This is a genomic window from Nocardioides sp. JS614 (assembly GCF_000015265.1).
Classification (GTDB): domain Bacteria; phylum Actinomycetota; class Actinomycetes; order Propionibacteriales; family Nocardioidaceae; genus Nocardioides.
The window spans coordinates 1340517-1359487 of record NC_008699.1; the positions used below are offsets into that span (position 1 = coordinate 1340517).

20 protein-coding genes and 1 other RNA gene are annotated in these 18971 nt (G+C 72.2%); 16 read left to right on the plus strand and 5 right to left on the minus strand.

The genetic code is table 11. From position 1 onward, the window contains the following. Positions 1-8: 8 nt before the first annotated feature. Positions 9-650, minus strand: a complete 642-nt coding sequence (locus tag NOCA_RS07810; RefSeq protein ID WP_011754728.1) for a hypothetical protein — start codon at positions 648-650, stop codon at positions 9-11. 25 nt (positions 651-675) lie between these two features. On the opposite strand from NOCA_RS07810, the gene NOCA_RS07815 reads away from it, so the two are divergent. From NOCA_RS07815 to NOCA_RS07860, 11 genes are all read left to right on the plus strand, one after another. Further along, a complete protein-coding gene (locus NOCA_RS07815; RefSeq protein WP_011754729.1) occupies positions 676-2613 on the plus strand; it encodes an alpha-amylase family protein in 1938 nt (645 codons plus the stop codon). Positions 2614-2637: 24 nt separating this feature from the next. After that, the gene (gene ftsE, locus NOCA_RS07820; RefSeq protein WP_011754730.1) at positions 2638-3327 is read left to right on the plus strand and encodes a cell division ATP-binding protein FtsE; all 690 of its coding nucleotides are present in this window, start codon (positions 2638-2640) and stop codon (positions 3325-3327) included. Positions 3328-3381: 54 nt separating this feature from the next. Then, positions 3382-4293 (plus strand): permease-like cell division protein FtsX, encoded by a 912-nt coding sequence (gene ftsX / locus NOCA_RS07825; protein ID WP_011754731.1) that lies wholly within the window; start codon positions 3382-3384, stop codon positions 4291-4293. Positions 4294-4348: 55 nt separating this feature from the next. Further along, complete coding sequence (locus NOCA_RS07830; RefSeq protein ID WP_011754732.1) at positions 4349-5608, plus strand: peptidoglycan DD-metalloendopeptidase family protein; 1260 nt, start codon at positions 4349-4351, stop codon at positions 5606-5608. Positions 5609-5702: 94 nt separating this feature from the next. Then, a complete protein-coding gene (locus NOCA_RS07835; protein ID WP_011754733.1) occupies positions 5703-6545 on the plus strand; it encodes a trypsin-like serine protease in 843 nt (280 codons plus the stop codon). Between the two features lie 110 nt (positions 6546-6655). Continuing rightward, positions 6656-7135: an SsrA-binding protein SmpB gene (gene smpB / locus NOCA_RS07840; protein ID WP_011754734.1), complete on the plus strand. Its 480-nt coding sequence runs from the start codon at positions 6656-6658 to the stop codon at positions 7133-7135. Next, on the plus strand, positions 7128-8054 hold the full coding sequence (locus tag NOCA_RS07845; RefSeq protein ID WP_011754735.1) for an amidohydrolase family protein: 927 nt from the start codon (positions 7128-7130) through the stop codon (positions 8052-8054). Before smpB ends, NOCA_RS07845 begins: the two co-directional genes overlap by 8 nt. Positions 8055-8074: 20 nt before the next feature. Further along, positions 8075-8445, plus strand: a transfer-messenger RNA (tmRNA) gene (gene ssrA / locus NOCA_RS26450). Positions 8446-8701: 256 nt separating this feature from the next. Continuing rightward, entirely contained in the window at positions 8702-9043 is a 342-nt protein-coding gene (locus tag NOCA_RS07850; protein ID WP_011754736.1) for a metalloregulator ArsR/SmtB family transcription factor, read from the plus strand. Continuing rightward, positions 9040-9699 carry a dihydrofolate reductase family protein gene (locus NOCA_RS07855; RefSeq protein WP_011754737.1) on the plus strand — a complete coding sequence of 220 codons (660 nt, stop codon included), beginning with the start codon at positions 9040-9042 and terminating at the stop codon, positions 9697-9699. The genes NOCA_RS07850 and NOCA_RS07855 overlap by 4 nt, the downstream gene beginning before the upstream one ends. Beyond that, entirely contained in the window at positions 9696-10157 is a 462-nt protein-coding gene (locus NOCA_RS07860; protein ID WP_011754738.1) for an SRPBCC domain-containing protein, read from the plus strand. Before NOCA_RS07855 ends, NOCA_RS07860 begins: the two co-directional genes overlap by 4 nt. Positions 10158-10164: 7 nt before the next feature. On the opposite strand, the gene NOCA_RS07865 is transcribed toward NOCA_RS07860, so the two are convergent. Then, positions 10165-10662 (minus strand): hypothetical protein, encoded by a 498-nt coding sequence (locus tag NOCA_RS07865; RefSeq protein WP_011754739.1) that lies wholly within the window; start codon positions 10660-10662, stop codon positions 10165-10167. 70 nt (positions 10663-10732) lie between these two features. On the opposite strand from NOCA_RS07865, the gene NOCA_RS07870 reads away from it, so the two are divergent. After that, on the plus strand, positions 10733-11032 hold the full coding sequence (locus NOCA_RS07870) for a hypothetical protein (RefSeq protein ID WP_041546375.1): 300 nt from the start codon (positions 10733-10735) through the stop codon (positions 11030-11032). 438 nt (positions 11033-11470) lie between these two features. Here NOCA_RS07870 and NOCA_RS07875 read toward each other — a convergent pair whose 3' ends face one another. The 3 genes from NOCA_RS07875 to NOCA_RS07885 form a co-directional block, all read right to left on the minus strand. Further along, positions 11471-12787 (minus strand): hypothetical protein, encoded by a 1317-nt coding sequence (locus tag NOCA_RS07875; RefSeq protein ID WP_011754741.1) that lies wholly within the window; start codon positions 12785-12787, stop codon positions 11471-11473. Positions 12788-12822: 35 nt separating this feature from the next. After that, positions 12823-14067, minus strand: coding sequence for an HNH endonuclease signature motif containing protein (locus tag NOCA_RS07880; RefSeq protein ID WP_011754742.1), 1245 nt, complete (start codon positions 14065-14067; stop codon positions 12823-12825). A gap of 277 nt (positions 14068-14344) precedes the next feature. Next, positions 14345-14527, minus strand: a complete 183-nt coding sequence (locus tag NOCA_RS07885; protein WP_041546376.1) for a hypothetical protein — start codon at positions 14525-14527, stop codon at positions 14345-14347. Between the two features lie 175 nt (positions 14528-14702). Here NOCA_RS07885 and NOCA_RS07890 point away from each other — a divergent pair, with 175 nt between their 5' ends. The 4 genes from NOCA_RS07890 (at position 14703) to NOCA_RS07905 (ending at position 18880) form a co-directional block, all read left to right on the plus strand. After that, positions 14703-16673, plus strand: a complete 1971-nt coding sequence (locus tag NOCA_RS07890; protein WP_140404209.1) for a clostripain-related cysteine peptidase — start codon at positions 14703-14705, stop codon at positions 16671-16673. 83 nt (positions 16674-16756) lie between these two features. After that, complete coding sequence (locus NOCA_RS27005; RefSeq protein WP_011754744.1) at positions 16757-18154, plus strand: M15 family metallopeptidase; 1398 nt, start codon at positions 16757-16759, stop codon at positions 18152-18154. Between the two features lie 46 nt (positions 18155-18200). Continuing rightward, on the plus strand, positions 18201-18455 hold the full coding sequence (locus tag NOCA_RS07900) for a hypothetical protein (RefSeq protein WP_041546377.1): 255 nt from the start codon (positions 18201-18203) through the stop codon (positions 18453-18455). Then, on the plus strand, positions 18452-18880 hold the full coding sequence (locus NOCA_RS07905) for an HIT family protein (protein WP_011754746.1): 429 nt from the start codon (positions 18452-18454) through the stop codon (positions 18878-18880). Before NOCA_RS07900 ends, NOCA_RS07905 begins: the two co-directional genes overlap by 4 nt. The last annotated feature ends 91 nt before the right edge of the window (positions 18881-18971 follow it).

Below are 18971 nucleotides of genomic sequence, written 5' to 3' on the forward strand. Positions count from 1 at the left end.
ACGAGGAGTCAGGCGGCCGCCGCCTGCAGGACCGTCGCGCACCAGCCGCTGGCGCGGTCCAGCGCCTCGCCCGGCGGTCCCGGCTCGGCCCCCGAGGTCTCCACGGAGCAGGACAGCCAGGCATCGCCGAACAGCCCGTGGAACGCGGTGACCCCGCCGGCGCCGCCCGAGCAACGCACCGCCACCCCGCGTGACCCGAACCGCGGCGCGCCGGTGACCGGCGCGCAGCCCTCCGGCCGCGTGGCCGCGCGCCGCAGGTACTCGGCCTGGCCGGCGGTCACCGGTGGCGCGAACACCCACGCGCGGACCGTCGTACCGTCCGCCGACCAGCGGCAGCCGTACTCGTGGGCGACGTCGGTCAGGCCGGGCGCGAGCGTGGCCCGCTCACCGTTCGCCCACGCGTGCTCGTCGGCGGGGGCGGCGCCGAGCGCCTCCTCGACCGCGGCCGGCGCCACCCGGGCGCAGAAGTCTTCGCGGGCCACCGTCATGGTGTCGGTCGCCAGCTCGGCCAGCGGCGCGGCGGAGTCCAGCGGGGGGCGCGGTTCGGGAGCATCGCCCTCGCACGCGGTCGTGAGCGCCAGCAGACCGGCCAGCAGGCCCGTGAGCAGCCCCGTGAGCGGGGCCACGGATGGAGCACGCGGAAGGGGCACGAGGACAACCTACGGGGGTGCTTGAATGCGGGGGATGAGCGCTCCCGCCGACGTCCAGGCCGCAGCCGCCGCCCTCCTGGGCGGGCTGGGCGCCGAGCGCCGCGAGTCCTTCGCGCTGCGACTGGACCGCTGGTGGCCGGACCTGCGCGCCGCCGTCGTCGAGCTGTACGACGACCCCGATGCGGTGGCCCGTCGTCTCGTAGCGGTCGCCGCCGCGGGCCACGCGGCCCGCTCGGAGGACCTGCACCGGCTCGACGAGCGCCGGCTGCTGGAGCCGGACTGGCTGCAGCACCCGCGGATGTTCGGCTACGCCTGCTACACCGAGCGCTTCGGGGGTGACCTGGCCGGGCTGCGCGACCGGCTCGACCACCTCGAGGACCTCGGCGTCACCTACCTGCACCTGATGCCGCTGCTGCAGCCCCGGGAGGGCGACAACGACGGCGGCTACGCCGTCGCCGACTACCGCACGGTCCGCCCGGACCTCGGCACCACCGCCGACCTCGCCGACCTCGCGGGGGTCCTCCGCGCCCGCGGGATCAGCCTCGTGGTCGACCTGGTGCTCAACCACGTCGCGCGCGAGCACGAATGGGCGGAGCGCGCTCGGGCCGGGGAGCCGGCGTACCTCGCGTACTTCCACCACTACCCCGACCGCGAGCTGCCCGACGCCTACGAGGCGACCCTGCCCGAGGTGTTCCCGGACTTCGCGCCCGGCAACTTCAGCTGGGACGACGACCTGGGCGCCTGGGTGTGGACGACGTTCAACGCGTGGCAGTGGGACCTCGACTGGGCCAACCCCGCGGTGCTCGAGGAGTTCGCCGACATCGTCGTGACGCTCGCCAACCTGGGCGTCGAGGTGCTCCGCCTCGATGCCATCGCGTTCCTGTGGAAGCGGCTCGGCAGCACCTGCCAGAACGAGCCGGAGGTGCACGCGATCACCCAGGCGCTGCGCGCCGTCGCGCGGCTCGCGGCGCCGGCGGTGGCGTTCAAGGCCGAGGCGATCGTCGGCCCCCGCGACCTCGTGCAGTACCTCGGCCTCGGCGCGCACGCCGGGCGGGTCAGCGACCTGGCCTACCACAACAGCCTGATGGTGCAGGTCTGGTCGATGCTCGCCACGCAGAGCACGACGCTGGCCCGGCACGCGCTGGCCGCGCTGCCGTCGGCGCCCGCCACCTCGACCTGGATCACCTATGCCCGTTGCCACGACGACATCGGCTGGGCCATCGACGACGGCGACGCGGCGGCCGTCGGCCTCGACGGCCCGGCGCACCGGCGCTTCCTCGCCGACTGGTACGCCGGTGACTTCCCGGGCTCCTGGGCCGACGGGCTGGTCTTCCAGCACAACCCGGAGACCGGCGACAAGCGGATCAGCGGTACGGCGGCCTCGCTGGCCGGGCTGTCCGAGGACACCGACGCCGGGCTCGCGCGGATCTTCCTCGCCCACGCGATCGTCGCCGGCTGGGGCGGGATCCCCGTGGTGTGGAGCGGCGACGAGCTCGGCCAGCCCAACGACCCGGACTGGGCGACCGAGCCCGGCCACGAGGACGACAACCGATGGGCGCACCGGCCCCGGCTGGACGGCCGGCTCGCCGCACAGCGCCACGACCTGCGCACGGTCCCGGGCCGGGTCTTCAGCGGGCTCGCCCACCTGTCCCGGGTCCGGGCCGGCCTGCCGCAGCTGCACGCCTCCGCGGCCAGCGAGGTCCTCCTCGACACCGACGAGGGCGTGCTCGCGTGCGCGCGGCGGCACCCGAGCGGCGCGATGGTGACCCTCTACAACGTCACGACCACGCCGCGGCCGTTCCCGATCCACCGGCTGGCGGAGTGCGGCATCGGTGCGCCGTACGACGCGCTCGGCGGGCACCCGATCACCGCGGGCGCGGACGGCCAGGCCTGGCTGCCGCCGTACGCCGCCTGGTGGGTGGTCGACAGCACAGGTCCCCAGACACGTCCCCGGAAGCATTAGGCCCAGGGTCTACGCTCGACTCCCGTGATCCGGTTCGAGAAGGTGGTCAAGACCTACCCCGGCCAGGCGAGCCCTGCGCTCGACCAGGTCTCGGTCGACGTCGACAAGGGCGAGTTCGTCTTCCTGGTCGGCACGTCCGGCTCCGGCAAGTCCACCTTCCTGCGGCTGGTGCTGCGCGAGTACCGCGCGACCTCCGGCCGGATCTACGTCGCCGGCAAGGAGATCAACCGGCTCGCCAGCTGGAAGGTGCCGCGGATGCGCCGCCAGATCGGCACGGTCTTCCAGGACTTCCGGCTGCTGCCCAACAAGACCGTCGCGGAGAACGTCGCGTTCGCGCTGCAGGTGATCGGCCGCTCGCGCTCGGAGATCAACCGGCTGGTGCCCGAGACGCTGGAGCTGGTCGGCCTGGAGGGCAAGGGCGACCGGATGCCCGACGAGCTCTCCGGCGGCGAGCAGCAGCGGGTCGCGGTCGCCCGGGCGTTCGTGAACCGGCCGATGATCCTGATCGCCGACGAGCCGACCGGCAACCTGGACCCGGCCACCTCGGTCGGCATCATGAAGCTGCTGGACCGGATCAACCGCACCGGCACCACCGTCTTGATGGCCACCCACGACGCCGGCATCGTCGACCAGATGCGCAAGCGGGTCATCGAGCTCGCCGACGGCCGGGTCGTGCGCGACCAGGCGCAGGGCATCTACGGCTTCCAGCACTGACCCCCAGCACCGACTGCAGAGCCCCGACCCCCGAACGAGGACCTCGACACCCACATGCAGCTTCGCTACGTCTTCTCCGAGCTCGGCCAGGGCCTGCGCCGCAACCTGTCGATGCACCTGGCGGTGATCCTGACCCTCTTCGTGTCCCTCACGCTGGTGGGCCTGGGGGTGCTGCTCAACCAGCAGGCCACGAAGGCTGCCGACCAGTGGGGCTCGGAGCTGCAGATCACGGCGTTCCTGTGCAAGGCGCGCGACGACAACCCGGCCTGCACCAGCGAGGTCACCGACGCGCAGAAGGACCGGATCACCAAGGTCATCGAGGAGAACCCGGAGGTCGCCGGCTACCGCTTCGAGACCAAGGAGGAGGCCTTCGCGAAGATCAAGGACCTCCTCGGCGCGGACAAGTTCGCGGGGCCCAACCCGGCCGCAACCGCCGACGACATGCCGGAGTCGGTCTGGATCACGCTCGAGGACCCCGACGAGTACGCCGGCATCGAGAGCGCGATCGTCGGCCTCGACGGAGTGTCGAACGTGCGCGACCAGCGCCAGATCGTGGGCCCGGTGCTCCAGGGCCTGCGGGTGATGCAGTGGGGCGCGTTCTGGATCGCCGCGTTCCTGGTGGTCGCGGCGCTGCTGCTGGTGGCGAACACGATCCGGCTCGCGGCCTTCGCGCGCCGCCGGGAGATCGGCATCATGCGGCTGGTCGGTGCGTCCACCCTCTACATCGCGCTGCCGTTCATCATGGAGTCATTGGTGACCGCGGCGATCGCGGTCGGGGTGTCCGTCGGCACCCTCGGCGCGTTCATGTGGTTCGCGGTCCACGGCCGGCTGGAGGACCTGGTCGGCTTCATCCCGTGGATCGGGGCCGGGGAGTTCACCGTCGCAGCCATCTGGGTCGCGGTGCTCGGCCCGGTCCTGACGCTGCTGCCGACACTCGTGCTGACGCGCAAATACCTCAAAGTCTGACGCGCGCACGTTACCGTCGAGGAGTTCTCTTCCCCGAACACGTGAAGGCAGACCGGTGCGTCTCTTCCCCCGTACCGCACGCCATCGCCTGACGGCAGCCACCGCGGCCTGCACGCTGGCGATCGGTGCGCTGGCCGTTCCCCTCGCGAACGCCGAGCCGAAGGACCTCAAGCACAAGCAGCAGCAGGCCCAGCAGCAGGTCAAGAGCGCCGAGCAGGACCTCGACGAGTCCAGCGCGCGGCTGCGCCGGGCCCAGGGCGCGCTGGACCGGGCGATCCACGAGCTCTCGACCGCCCGTGGCGAGCTGCGGGCCGCCAGCGCCCGCCTCCAGGCCGCCGAGATCCGCGACCGCGAGATGCAGGCCCGCCTCGAGACCGCCGAGCAACGGCTCGTCGACGCGCAGACCGACCTCGCCGACGGCCAGGCGGCCCTCGACGACCAGCGGCTGAAGCTGACCGACACGGTCACCGACATCTACGAGCAGGGCGACCCGCAGCTGCTCGCGTTCGCCACGCTGCTGGAGTCGCGGAGCACCGCCGACCTGACCCGCCAGTCGGCGCTCAACGACGTGATCGTGGGTCGTGAGGCCCGGGCGTACGACGACCTCCACGCCGCCGAGGTGCTGCTCCAGGTCCGCGAGAACCAGGTGCAGGCCGCCCGCGACGACGTCGAGGTGCAACGCCAGGCTGCCGCCGAGCACCTGGTCACGATGGAGACCCTGCACCAGGAGGCGCGCGCCGCCCGCGACAAGGTGATGACCCTGGTGGAGACCCGGCGCGACGCGCGCGCCGGCGCGATCCGGGCCCGCCAGCAGGACCGCAAGGAGCTGCAGGAGGCCAAGCGCCGCGAGAACCACGTCCGCCAGCTGATCCTGGCGGCCGCCCGCCGCGCCAAGGGCGGCTACACCGGGCCGACCAACGGCCTGATGATCCGGCCCGTCCCCGGCGTGGTCACCTCGCCGTTCGGCTACCGGATCCACCCGATCTACGGCTACTGGGGTCTGCACGACGGCACCGACTTCGGGGTCTCCTGCGGCGAGGGGATGCGCGCGGTGGCCTCGGGCACCGTGATCGCGAAGTACTTCTCGTCGGTCTACGGCAACCGCCTCTACCTCAGCCTGGGCCAGATCAACGGCAAGAACGTCACCGCGGTCTACAACCACGCCACCGGCTACCGGGTCGGCGTCGGCGACCGCGTCAGCCAGGGCGAGATCGTCGGGTACGTCGGCTCCACGGGCTGGTCGACCGGCTGCCACCTGCACTTCTCGATCCTGGTGAACGGCACCGCCGTGGACCCAATGAACTGGCTGCCCTGACCCCGCCGGAACTTCTCGGCCCAGGGGTCTCCCGCTGGACGATCTTCTGTGATGGACTCCCTCTCCTCGGGGGAATGACGAGAGGGAGCGATACATGAAGAAGATGTTCTGCGCGGTGCTCGCGGCCGCGATGCTGCCGGTGCTGTTCCTCGCCCGGCCCGCCCAGGCCAGCACGGGCGGCACGTTCGACGGCGCCAACCAGTACTCGAACGTCGGCCTGATCCTGTTCTACGACGCGACCGGCCGCTACCGCTGCAGCGCGACCCTGATCAGCCCCACGGTGCTGGTCACCGCGGCGCACTGCACCGACGGCGACGTCGGCAGCGTGCTCGTCGACTTCCGCAACTTCATCGCCGCGACCGGCCCCTCGCCGTACGCGCCGGCCGCCGACCCGTCCGCGGGCTACACCGACCAGGAGATCGCGGACATGGGCTTCGTGTCGGGCACGGCCCACGCCCACCCGGCGTACTCCGACTTCACCGACATGGACAACTGGAACGACGTCGGCGTGGTCGTCCTCGACGAGCCGGTGGACATCGCCCCGGCCAGCCTGGCCGGCCTGGGCACCCTGGACCAGATCGGCACCAACAACCTGCGCAAGACCCTGTTCCGTGCGGTCGGCTACGGCACCGAGGTGCGCAAGTCCGAGACCGGACCGCAGAACCCGACGCCGCAGAGCTACCCGCTCGAGCGGCGCTACGTCGACATGCCCGGCCAGAAGCTCACCCCGCAGATCCTGCAGACCAACGGCAACGAGCGCGACGTCTTCGGCACCGGCGGCACCTGCTTCGGCGACTCCGGCGGTCCGGTGTTCTACCAGGGTGAGATCGTCGCGGTGACCAGCTACGGCTACACCTCGAACTGCCGCTACCTCGGCGGCTACCAGCGCGTGGACATCGCGGTCACCCAGGACTGGGTCAACTCCTTCCTGAGCTGACCCCGACCCGGGTCGCCCGGGACGTCATACGGAGGGTGTTGCCCCTTGCACCGTCCGTATGACGTCCGCCGACTCGGCATTCCGGTTGCCGGTCCTGGGAGAATGGGCGGATGGCCAAGGAGCAGGGGCGCAAGCTGATCGCGCAGAACAAGAAGGCGCGGCACGACTACCACATCGAGGACACCTACGAGGCCGGCCTGGTCCTCCAGGGCACCGAGGTGAAGTCGCTGCGGCAGGGCCGGGCGTCCCTCGTCGACGGCTTCGTGGACATCGACCGCGGCGAGGCCTGGCTGCACGGCGTGCACATCCCGGAGTACTCCCAGGGCACCTGGACCAACCACGCCGCGCGCCGCAAGCGCAAGCTGCTGCTCAACCGCGACGAGATCGACAAGATCGAGCGTCGGGTCAACGAGAAGGGCCTCACGGTCGTCCCGCTCGCCCTGTACTTCAAGGACGGCCGGGCCAAGGTCGAGATCGCGCTCGCCAAGGGCAAGAAGTCGTGGGACAAGCGGGCCGCGCTCGCCGAGCGGCAGGCCAACCGGGAGACCGAGCAGGCGGTCGGCCGCCGGCTCAAGGGCATGCATGACTGAGCACCCCGCGCCCGACCCGGCGCCCGACGTCGACGACGTACGCCGGTTCTGGGAGGGGCTCGGCCTGCCCGGCATCTTCGACGTGCACGTGCACTTCCTGCCGCCGAACATCCAGCGGGCCGTGTACGCCGTCTTCGACAGCGCCGGGCCGAAGATCGGCCGGGCGTGGCCGATCCGCTACCGCCAGGACCACGCCGACCGGGTCGAGCTCCTGCGCGCGATGGGAGTGCGCCGGTTCCCGACACTGCCCTACGCCCACAAGCCGGGCGTCGCGGGCTACCTCAACGACTGGGCGGCCGGGTTCAAGAAGGACGTGCCGGAGTCGCTGTGGTCGGCGACGTTCTACCCCGAGGCCGAGGCGGCGTCGTACGTCGGCGCCGCGCTGGCCGCGGGCGTGGAGGTGTTCAAGGTGCACCTGCAGGTGGGGGAGTTCCACCTCGACGACCCGCTGCTCGACGAGGTGTGGGGCCAGCTCGAGGCCGCCGGCACGCCCGTGGTCGTGCACGCGGGCTCCGGCCCGGTCGGCAACGACTTCACCGGGCCGGCCTCGACCGAGCGGCTGCTGCGGCGCTTCCCGCGACTGGCCCTCGTCCTGGCGCACATGGGCGCCCCGGAGTGCACGGAGTTCCTCGAGCTCGCCGAGGCCCACGAACGGGTCTTCCTCGACACCACGATGGTGTTCACCGACTTCTTCCCGCCCTACCCGCCCGAGCTGGTCCCCCGGCTGCGCGACCTGGGCCACCGGGTGCTGCTGGGCAGCGACTTCCCGACGATCCCGTACCCCTACGCCCACCAGCTCGAGGGCCTGGCCCGGCTCGACCTCGGCGACGACTGGCTGCGCGCGGTGTGCTGGGGCAACGGCACGGCGCTGTTCGGTGCCGCGGGAATCGATGCGGCGCCGTCGGGGTTGACCACCTAGACTGGAAGCACAACTCAAGAGGGGCTGATCGGTTTCGACTTGGGACGTTAGTTCCAGGGGAAGCGGGTCGAGAAGCCAGCGCCATCTCGTAAACGATCGCTGGAAACCTATAACTGCCAACACCAATCGCAGTTCCTTCGCTCTCGCTGCCTGAGCAGTGATCGAAGCGTCAGTCCGGGCACCTGTCTCCGTCCCGGGTCCTGGCGTCATCTAGGAGACTTGCCGCCCACTCCGCGTCACGGAGGGTGAGCGGGACTTTTCCGTGACTGAGCCTGTCGGGGACGTGTCCGTGCGAGCCCCGGGGCCGAGAAAAGCGACAGCACGGACTGCACCCGGAGAAGACCTGGTTCGACGCTCGAGGACCGGGGTTCGATTCCCCGCAGCTCCACAACAACGTGATCAGGTCCCGGCACCGAGCGAAGCGACGGTGCCGGGGCCTGTCACGTTCTCGGACCGAGCCGAGTGGGCGGTTCTGCACCGGGGGAGCGAAGCGGAGGAGGTGCCGAAGCGCCAACTCGGCGATCGCCGCCGACGGCGGGTGACCACGTCGTACGTCGGGCGCCGCCCGTCGGGGAGGCGCCGGTCGCTGTGCCGCCCGACACACAAAGCGGTTGACGGCACCCATCCATTGGTCAATAGTTAGGCATATGCCTAAGTATCTCGACGAGCTCGACGTCGTGCTCCGCGCCCTCGCGGACCCCACGCGCCGGGCCGTCGTGGAGCGGCTCGCGAAGTCGCCGGCCGTCGTGTCCGAGCTCGCGGCGCCGTTCTCGATGGCGCTGCCCTCGCTCATGCAGCACCTGCGCATCCTCGAGGACGCGGGCCTGGTCTGCTCGGAGAAGCACGGGCGGGTCCGCACCGTCAGCCTGCGGCCGGGCGCCCTCGACGTGCTGCACCTGTGGTTGGGCGAGCAGCGCACCCCGGCCGAGCGTCAGGCCGACCGGCTCGCCATCCACCTGACCCGCAGCCCCGGAGGGAACCCGACATGACCCGCGTCCGCATCGACCTCAACATCTCGTTGGACGGCTACGCGGCCGGCGAGCCGACCCCGGAGAACCCGATGGGGGAGGACTGGGAGCGCCTCACCGGCGCGTACGCCGCCACCCGCACGTTCCGCGAGCGGGTCCTCGGCGACACCAGTGGCGGTGGCACGACCGGCGTCGACGACGCCCATACCGCGGCGTACTTCGAGGGGGTGGGCGCGGAGATCATGGGCGCGGCGATGTTCGGGCTGCACTCGTTCCCGGACGACCCGGACTGGCAGGGCTGGTGGGGCGACCGGCCGCCGTTCGGCTGCCCGGTCTACGTCTTGACCCACACGGCACCGCGGCCTTCGATCCGCATGGAGGGCGGCACGACGTTCCACTTCCGCAGCACCGCGATCGAGGAGGTGCTGGCCGAGGCGGTCGAGGCCGCCGGCGGCTCGGACGTGCGCGTCGGCGGGGGCGTCGGCACCGCCCGCGACTTCCTCCGCGCCGGGCTGGTCGACCGGCTGCACGTCGCGATCGCCCCGATCCTGGTCGGCGGCGGTGCCCGGTTGTGGGACGACCTGCGTGGCCTGGACCGCACCCACCGGGTGACGAGCGAGGTGGCGGAGAGCGGCACCGTCCACGTCACCTTCGAGCGACAGAGCACCGAGCGATGACGATCGAGCGCCGCCTCGCCCACGCCGGATTCACCCTGACCCGCGACTACCCCGTTCCCGTCGAGCGGGTCTGGGCTGCGTTCGCCGAGGAGGACCAGAAGCGCGCCTGGTTCGGTGAAGGCGATGCCTACGAGGCCGGCGAGTGGGCCTTCGACTTCCGCATCGGCGGTCAGGACGTCGCCGAGGGGTCCTTCCACGACGGGCCGGTCTCGCGGTACGTCGCGACGTACACCGACATCGTCGAGCAGGTCCGGATCGTGACGACGTACGACATGTGGCTCGACGGGGTGCACATGTCGACCTCCGTGGCCACGCTGGAGCTCGAGCCGGTCGCCGGCGGCACCAGGTTCACCCACGTCGAGCACGGCGTCTTCTTCGACCGGTTCGTGGCCGACGCCCCCCAGCGAGAGGCGGGCAGCAGGGGACTGCTCGACGTCCTGGCCCGGCACCTCGCCTGACGCGAGCCTAGGAAGTGGCCCCGCCCGACGGGTCCGGCTCGTAGCTGCCCTCCGGCGTCTCCACCCGGACCGGCCCGGAGCCTCGCTTGAGGGTCACGGCCCGGTCGCCGAGCTCGACCACGGTGCGCTCGTCCGCGGTGGCGGCGTCGAGCACGAGCCGCGGCTGCGCGCCGTGCCGGCCGGCACGCCAGGAACCCTTGCGTCCGTACCACCACAGGCTGCCGGAGTCCTCCTCTACGAAGTAGTCGGTGGTGTAGTCATCGCCCAGCTTCCAGGTGAGCGCCGACGCGTAGGTGCCATCGATGTCGTAGGTCTCGTCGACGAAGATCAGCAGTAGCTCGCCACCGGGGCCGTCGAAGGCGCGGACGTCCTCCGGCCCCATCGCGAGCCACGAGTCCCGTGCCTGCGTGGCGTCGGACGTGGGCCCGTTCGAGGACGTCGCATCTGAGGAGCAGCCGGCGACGAGCAGGAACAGCAGGATCAGCAGGACCGCCGCGCGCTTCACGCGCCCATGATGGCCGTTCGCTCCGGCGAGCGCGAGGGAAGCGCTGAGGGGACCTGGCTACGGTGACCGGGTGGGCGTGACGGTGCGGCTGCCGGGCGCGCGGGTCGACACGTGGCGAGCGATCCCCGGCGAGACGAGGTGGGTCGACTACTCCTGCCAGGAGGCCGGCGACGACCTCGTGGTGTACGTCCACACCTTCCGCCGGGTCCGCGAGCGCCTCGACCGCACCGAGGACCTGCTGCTCTGGAAGCCGGGCACCACCCGGGTCGCCCGGCGGTACGTCGTGGGGGAGTGGGAGGAGGTCGGCCGCGCCGAGCGGGAGTGGCCGCCGGCCGAGCTCCGGCAGATCCCACGCCGGCGGCGATCCTGATCGCTGCCAAGGAGACTGCTGAACAAGACATCATCTGGGGCGCGAGTGATGGCGTGGGCGGCGGGCGGAGCGCCGCCAAGGCCGTCGAGCGGCGAGTTTGAGTCAGCACTCTGGGTGCGACAACGGGTCGTTCCGCCCGCCGTGGCCATCGTGCGCGGCAGCGTCGGCCGGCGCAAGGTGTTGGGGAGCCCGGGCAGGTCTCTCAGGTCAGGATCCAGGCTCCGTTCTCGTTCGCGAGGCCCACGGCGAGGAGTCGGCGCAGGTTGAGCGCTGCGACTGCTCGACCGGCGACTGACACCAGATTTCGCCGACGGTTCCGGCCCAGGTCTTCCATTTCTCCCGAGTTCGGAGTATTCAAGGAGGCACGTAGCCGGCAGGCCTCGGGATCGCCCTTACGCAGCGGTGATGGCCCGAGGCCTTGCCGTGAGGGGGACCGGGTCAGCCCTGGTCGAAGCCGCCGTCCGGCGTCCACGACAGGTCGCCCACCACGACCCGGTCGTCGTCGACCACCGGGTCGGCGCTGACGTCGGTCGCCCACGCCGACTCCCAGTGCGCCAGGTCCGGAGTGGCGGCGACGGCGTACGCGTCACCGCGGAACTCGTCGCGGACCTCACCGGAGTGGCAGGTCATCAGCACGACGAAACCGTCCCCGACCTCGCGGCCCTCGAGCCAGGTGCAGGCGAAGCCCGCGGGTGCGCCGTCGAACAGGAGCGGGGCGCTCCACGTCTCGTCGCCGAGCAGGTGCGTCTGCACCTGGATCCGCCGGCCGTCCGGCGAGCCGTAGGCGACGTCGTTCCAGTGCACGAAGCCGGCGACCGCCGTGTCGCAACAGCCCCGGCCGGTGTCGACGATCTCCAGGCCGCTGGGGTCCTCGCGCGTCGTGGTCCACGTCTCGCCGCGCCGGACGAACCAGAAGTCGCGGGCGCGGTGGTCGTCGGGGTGCACCGCCACCCAGTCGGCACTGTAGGTGTCCAGGTACGACGCACAGTCCGACCCGGCCGCGCCGCGCAGCGGCCGGGTGCTTCGGGCGACCACGGAGAGGTCGGCCGCCCGCGGCTCGGAGGCCAGCAGCTCGAACGTGCAGCTCCCGCGGGCGGGCCGCGAGGAGACCACCCGCAGCGACCCGTCGGGTGCCAGCACCGGGCGAGACGGCGAGACCTCGCCGTACTCGAAGCCGGGGTGCCCCGCCCAGCGTGCGCGCGCGAAGCCCGCGCCCTCGGTCCAGAGGCTGACCGCCTGCTCGTCCTGGCCGAGGTAGACGACCTTCCCGTCCGGCGTCACCTGCGGCTCGCTGCCGAATCCCGGCTTCCGCGTCGCCGCGCAGACCAGGGCGCGGCACACGATGCCGACCTGCACGTCGGAGCTGTCGTCGTCGTCGCTGGTGTCTGGGGTGTAGGTCTCGACGATGCCGACCGTGCCGCCGCCGTAGCGCACGGTGCTGTCGATCGCGGTGTTCGTCCGGTCCGTCCACACGGTCTCGGGCTCGGTCCACCCGTGTCCGTCCGGGTCGCGCCACTGCACGACGATCCGGTGGCCGTCCGGCGACCCGAGCGAGAGCTGGGCCGCGCCGTCCTCGAGGTTCACGTAGCGGTTCGGCTCGCCGTGCTCGTCGCCGTACCGCTCCAGCGAGTGCCCGTAGACCCCGTAGACATCGTCGCCGGACCACGGCCAGCCGCCGAGCGCGCCGGCGACGACGAGTGCCGTCGCGGCGGTGACCGCCAGGCCGCCACCGGCCCATGCGTGTCCCCGAGACATGGGCGGAGCCTACGTGCATCGGTGGGCCGGTCGGTCTACGTGCGTCGGTGGTAGGTGATGGTGCCGTTGGGGTGGTGGGTGGTCCGGTAGGAGCCGTCGTGGGCTCGTGCGTGGTGCCAGGGGCACAGGGTGATGGCGTTGGCGAGGTTGGTGGGGCCGCCGTCGGTCCAGTGGGTCTTGTGGTGGGCGTGGAGTCCGGTGGTGCGCTGGCAGCCGTCGGCACGGCAGCCGTGGTCGCGGACGAGCAGCGCGATCCGCTGGTAGTCGGTGAACAGGCGGCGCTTGCGGCCGAGGTCGAGGGGTTGGGAGTTGCCGTCGAGGACGGCGGGGATGATGCCTGCTTCGCAGGCGAGGCGGCGGGCCTGGGTGGGGGAGATCTTGTCCCCGGTCTCGAGGATCCCGGCTTTCTCCAGCCGGCCGAGGAGGGTGTCGAGGTCGAGGAGTACGACCATGGTGGCGCTGATGCCGCCGGTGTGGGGGAGCTGGTGGGCGGGGTAGCGCTCGAGGAGCTCGCAGAGGGCCTGGCCCAGGGCTTCGGGGGTGGGTCGGCGTTCGGTCCCTGCTCCTTGGGTGGCGGCGAGGTGTTTGGGGGCGGCCAGGGCGTGCAGCATCTTGCGCAGCGCGGCGCCGTGGAGGGTCGGGATCGTGAAGACCCCGCGGGTCTTGCCGTGTCCGTCGTCGACCATGGTCAGGTGGCAGGCGCGGGCCGCGGCGGCTTCCTCCTTCTCGAGGAGGGCGGCTTCGTGGGCGTCGGCCTCCTCGGGGGCGATGACTTCGTAGAGGTGTTTGCCGAGCCGGGTCAAGGCCTTGGCGTCGTGCTCTGTGGCGGCGTCGAGGAGGTGGTGTTCGGCCCGGGCCCGGGTGGGGGCGTCGATGGTGTCGGGGAGCTGGTCGAGGGCGCGGAGGATCACTCGGGCTTGGTCGGCCAGGATCTGTCCGGTGGCCAGGGCCTCGCGGGTGGGTCGGTGTTCTTCGAGGGCGTGGCCGAGCCGGACGGTGTGGTGGGCGGCGGACCGGGTGGTCCTGGTCGCATGTGCCAGCCAGTTCGCGGCGCAGGAGGCGCCGATCTCACCGCCGACGTGGAGGTCGTCGGCGTGCGCGGCGACCCGGGCCTTGAGCTCGACCAGCCGGGCCTCGGCGCGTTCGAGGGTGACCAGGGTGGTGGCGGTCTCGGCGGGGTCCATCGACCACACGGAGGCGTCGAGGACGTCGTCGAGGGTGGTCTCGAGCTGGGTGGCGGCGCGCGAGACCTGGTGTCGTGGCTGGGCCATCGCGGTCATAGGGCGCTCCCGAGAATGTTGCGTGGCCGCATAGTATCAAACACCTGTTCGATTTGTCAAGAGGGCAGGGCAAGGGGCTTCGAAGAACTTCGAGGCGGACCGCGCCCGCCAGGAGGCGGCGGCCAGCGACCCGGGCATCGGGCGGCGACCACCCGCTGACCTCTCCGTAGCTGCCGAGAACCGCAGCCACCCACCGCCGGCGAGGCGAAGCACAGCCGCGAGGGGTCCCGCCTCGACGTCAGATGTTGACGCGCACCTCGACCACCGAAGCCGCGCCTCAGGCGGTGCGGGCCAGCGGCCGCACCCGAGCCAGCTCACGGAGCACGGCGACGATCGCCGCCGGGGTCATCCCGGTCCCGAGCAGCGCGCCGTACGCCGCGTCCGACTCCGGGTCCCCCGGGGGCAGACCGCGCGCGATCCGCGCCAGGAGGCCGTCCGCCTGGCGATGCTGCTGGTCCATGTCACCCCCCGGTGTTCGGCTCAGGCCTCGAGTGTCCGAGCGGTGTGACGTAGGCAACAGGGACCAAGGTCCCGGTCCAGACATCCGCTCGGTCCGACGGTGTGCTCGTCGTGGTCGCCACCGGCGAGATCGGCGTTCGGCGGACGGCGCTCGGCGCGGGCCCTAGCCTCGCGTGGTGCCCCTCCTGACTGCGCGGTCGCCGCGCTCGCTGACCGCTGCCCTCGCCGTGCTCCTGCTGACCACCCTCGGCACCGCCGCCTGCACGGGCGGCTCCGACGGAGGCGACGACGAGCCCGCCGGCACCGCCGCCCACACCGGCCGCGAAGGCGACGGCTGGACCGTCCTGCACTACTCGATGGCCGACACCAACCTCGAGCCGTTCATGGTGACCGACGTCAACGAGCTCGGCGCCGTCGGCTCCCACGGCAACCTCCAGATCCGCGAGTTCATGGACCGGTCCGCGGAGTACGGCGAGGACGAGCTGCTCGACCAGGGCAGCTGGGTGGGCGCGCGGGTGCTCGACCTCGGCCCCGACGGCAGCACCGAGGTCGTCGAGGACCTCGGCGACGTCGACTCGGCCGACCCCGAGGTGCTCGCGACGTTCATCGCCGACGGCATCGAGGCGCACCGCGCCGGCCACTACGCGCTGGTCATCTCCGACCACGGCTCCTCCTGGCCCGGCATCGGCCCCGACGAGGGCAGCGACTGGGACGTGCTCGATCTCGCCGAGATCACCGACGCCATCGCCACCGGCCTGGACCGCGCCGGTGTCGACAAGCTCGACCTGCTCGGCTTCGACGCCTGCCTGATGGCCAACTTCGAGGTCGCCAGCGCCGTCGCGCCGCTCGCCGACCGCCTGGTCGCCTCCCAGGAGCTCGAGCCCGGCCACGGCTGGGACTACGGCGCCCTGGGGCTGCTCGCCGAGGACCCGGACGCCACGGCCGACGACCTGGGCGCGGCGATCCTGGACGGGTTCGCCGACCAGGCCGCCGACCAGGGCACCCAGGACCAGATCACGCTCGCGCTCATCGACCTGACGAAGATGGACGCCCTCGACGAGGCCGTGTCCGGGTTCGCCGCCGCGATGGCCGAGGAGTCGACCGACGTCGCGCCCGCGGTCGGGCAGTCGGAGGCGACCACCCTGGCCTTCGGCAAGAGCCCGGACGAGACCCAGGACAAGCACCTGAGCGACCTGGGCCAGCTCGCGGGCGCGATCGGTGCGGCCGCCCCGGAGGTCGCCGACCAGGCCGATGCCGTCGTCACGGCGCTCGACGACGCCGTGCTCGAGACCGTCGACGGCGTCGGGACCGCCGGCGCCACCGGGCTGTCGATCTACCTGCCGCCGGTGGCCGACCTCGCGGACCCGGCGTACCTCGATGTCGAGAGCTCCGCGGACTGGGCGGACTTCCTGGACGCCTACTACAGCGCCGGCGCCGCGATCCCGGCCGCCGAGCAGCCGGCCTTCACCGATCCCGCCGAAGGGCCCGACGTCAGCTTCGACGACGACGGCAGCATCACGCTCACGGGCACCTTCGACCCGGCGGCCCTGGGCAACATCACCGAGGCCACCATCAGCTACGCGCTGGTCAACGACGACGACTCGATCACCTACCTGGGCGAGGAGATCGCGGACTTCGACGACAGCGGATCCGCGCCCGAGGCGTCCGGCAACTACGACCTCACCGTGCTGCAGATCGACGACGGCGAGGACTCCGCCTACGCCTACGTCCAGCTCGACCTCAGCGACGACCTGGGCACCGCGTTCTTCGACGTCCCGCTGACCTACTACGCCTCGACCGACCCCGAGGGCACCGACCCGCAGGACGCGCTGCTCTCGCTGGTTCTCGACATCGAGTCCGGCACGTTCGTCAGCGAGACCATCTACATCTACGACGAGCAGTCGGGCGGGTACGGCGAGCTCGCACCCGACCCCGAGGGCATCATCGTCCCCGACGTGCTGACGATCGGTGCGGACGGCGAGCAGACCTGGGAGCCCACCTCCGATGTCGGGCTGTACGCCGACATCGCGAACCTGACCTACGAGTTCGTGCCGCTCGACCCGGGCACGACCATCCAGGCCGACCTCACGCTCTACGACTTCGGCGGCAACACCAGCACGCTCAGCAGCCTGGTCGAGGTCCCGTAGGACCCTGCTGAACAACCCGCGCGGCGCCGGAGCCCGGCTCGAACCGAGGAGTAGCGGCCGCGAGCCTGGGCACGCTGACGCTCATGCGTCTCGGACCCGCGGCCGCCGCCGCCCTGCTCTCGCTCGCCGTCGCCCTCGGTGTCGCGCCCACCGCCGATGCCGTGGTCCCGGCCCGGGCCGCGACCACCGAGCTCTCGCTCCAGGCCGACCCCGCCTACGCCGACAACGACACGACGCTGCGCGTCCAGCTCGCCGGGGACGGCGGGCAGCCGGTGGCGGGCGCCCAGGTCACGTTGGAGCGCCGTACGTCGCAAGTCTGGGCGCCGATCGGCTCCGTGACGACCGACGAGAACGGTCGGGCCGGGCAGGTGGTCACCCTGAGCCGCGCCGCCGGCGACAACGTGTTCCGGGCGACCTTCGCCGGCGACGAGACGCACGAGCCGGCGACCCGGCAGGCCCGGGTCGACCTGAAGCGGCGCGCCAGCCGGGTCGTCGTCGGCGGCCCGGGCTCGGTCGTCGACGGCCGCTCGGTCGTCGTGCGGGTCCGCTGGCGGACCGGCCACGACAAGCCCGTCGCGGGCACCGTCAAGCTGTTCCGCTCGCTGGCGGGCGGGCCCTGGAAGAAGGTCCGCACGCTCACGACCGGCGACGACGGGCGCGCCCGGATCGAGGTGAAGCCGCGCCAGGACTCGCGATGGCGAGCGCGTGCGGTCCGCCGCGCCTGGGTCGAGGGCGACCGGAGCCGGGTGCACCGCATCGACAACCTCCCGCCGGGCACCCCGGTGCGTCTGCCGAAGGCCGCGCCCCGGCCCCGCAAGAACCTGCCGCTGCAGCCGCGGGCGGTCGGCGCCGGCGCGAACGTCGTGGTCACGCCGGTCCCTGGTCGGGTCTGGCGGCAGATGACCGGCATCTCCTGGCATCGCGGGTGCCCGGTCGGGCGTGCCGGGCTGCGCCTGGTGCGGGTCAACTACTGGGACTACGCCGGCTACCCGCGGCGCGGCGAGCTGGTCGCGAACTCGGGCGCGGCCCGCGCGATGGGGGCGGTGTTCGCGGAGATGTACCGCCGCGAGCTGCCGGTGCGGTCGATGTTCCGCGTCGACCGGTTCGGCTGGGGCAAGCGCACGCGCGGCGGGGACGACTACGCCTCGATGGCCGCCGGGAACACCTCGGCGTTCAACTGCCGAGACGTCACCGGGCGACCCGGGGTGCGCTCGCCGCACAGCTACGGCCGCTCGCTGGACGTCAACACCTGGGAGAACCCCTACCGGTCCGCGCGCGGCACGGTGCCCAACCGGTGGTGGCAGGGGCACTCCCATCCGCGCGTGGCCTGGCGCTCGCGCTCCCACCCGGTCGTGGCCCTGATGGCCCGTCACGGGTTCCGGTGGACCTACGGGCTCGGCGACACCCAGCACTTCGACTACGTCGGCAGCCGGGCCCGGGCGGCCGTGGCGCCGCGGGCCTGCGACCGGTACTGCGACTGACCTCGCACCATCGGCCACGATGCCCGGCCCGCACTATCGTGCCCGCATGGTCGCCTTCCCCGTCGCCGGCGTGATCCTGGGCGTGCTCGCCCGGGTGCTCCACCACGACCCCGACGACCCCGGAGTGCCGATCACGCTCGTCCTCGGCGTCGTGGGTGCCGTGGTCGGCGGCGCGGCGATGAACGCCGTGCTCGGGGATCCGCTGGGCGGCCTCGGGGCCTGGAGCTTCACCGCGGTCTGCTTGGTGTCGTTCGTGCTCCTCGGCCTGCTCGAGGGCGGCGTGGGACGCCGGCGCCCATGACCGACGGCTGCGTGTTCTGCGGGATCGTCGCGGGGGAGGTCCCGGCCGACCTGGTGCTCGAGGAGACCGAGGTCCTCGGGTTCCTCGACCGCCGCCCGCTCTTCAAGGGGCACACGCTCCTGGTGCCGCGCGAGCACGTGGTCACCCTGCCGGACCTGCCGGCCCGCCTGCGCGACCCGTACCTCGCCGCCGCGCAGCGGCTCGCCACGGCGATGCGCGACGGGCTGGGCGCGCAGGGCAGCTTCGTCGCGGTGAACAACGTCGTGAGCCAGTCGGTCGCCCACCTGCACGTCCACGTGGTCCCGCGCACCAAGGGCGACGGCCTGCGCGGGTTCTTCTGGCCCCGGACGACGTACGCCGACGGCGAGGCGGCAGAGTACGCCGAGCGGCTGCGTGCCGCGCTCGACGGCGCTCCCCGCGGGTAGGTGGGCCTGCCGTCCTGTCCTACCCTGGGGGCCGGTCCTCGGACCGCTCCAGCCGACCACCCAGCTCACCAGCAAGCTCGACCACTGAAGG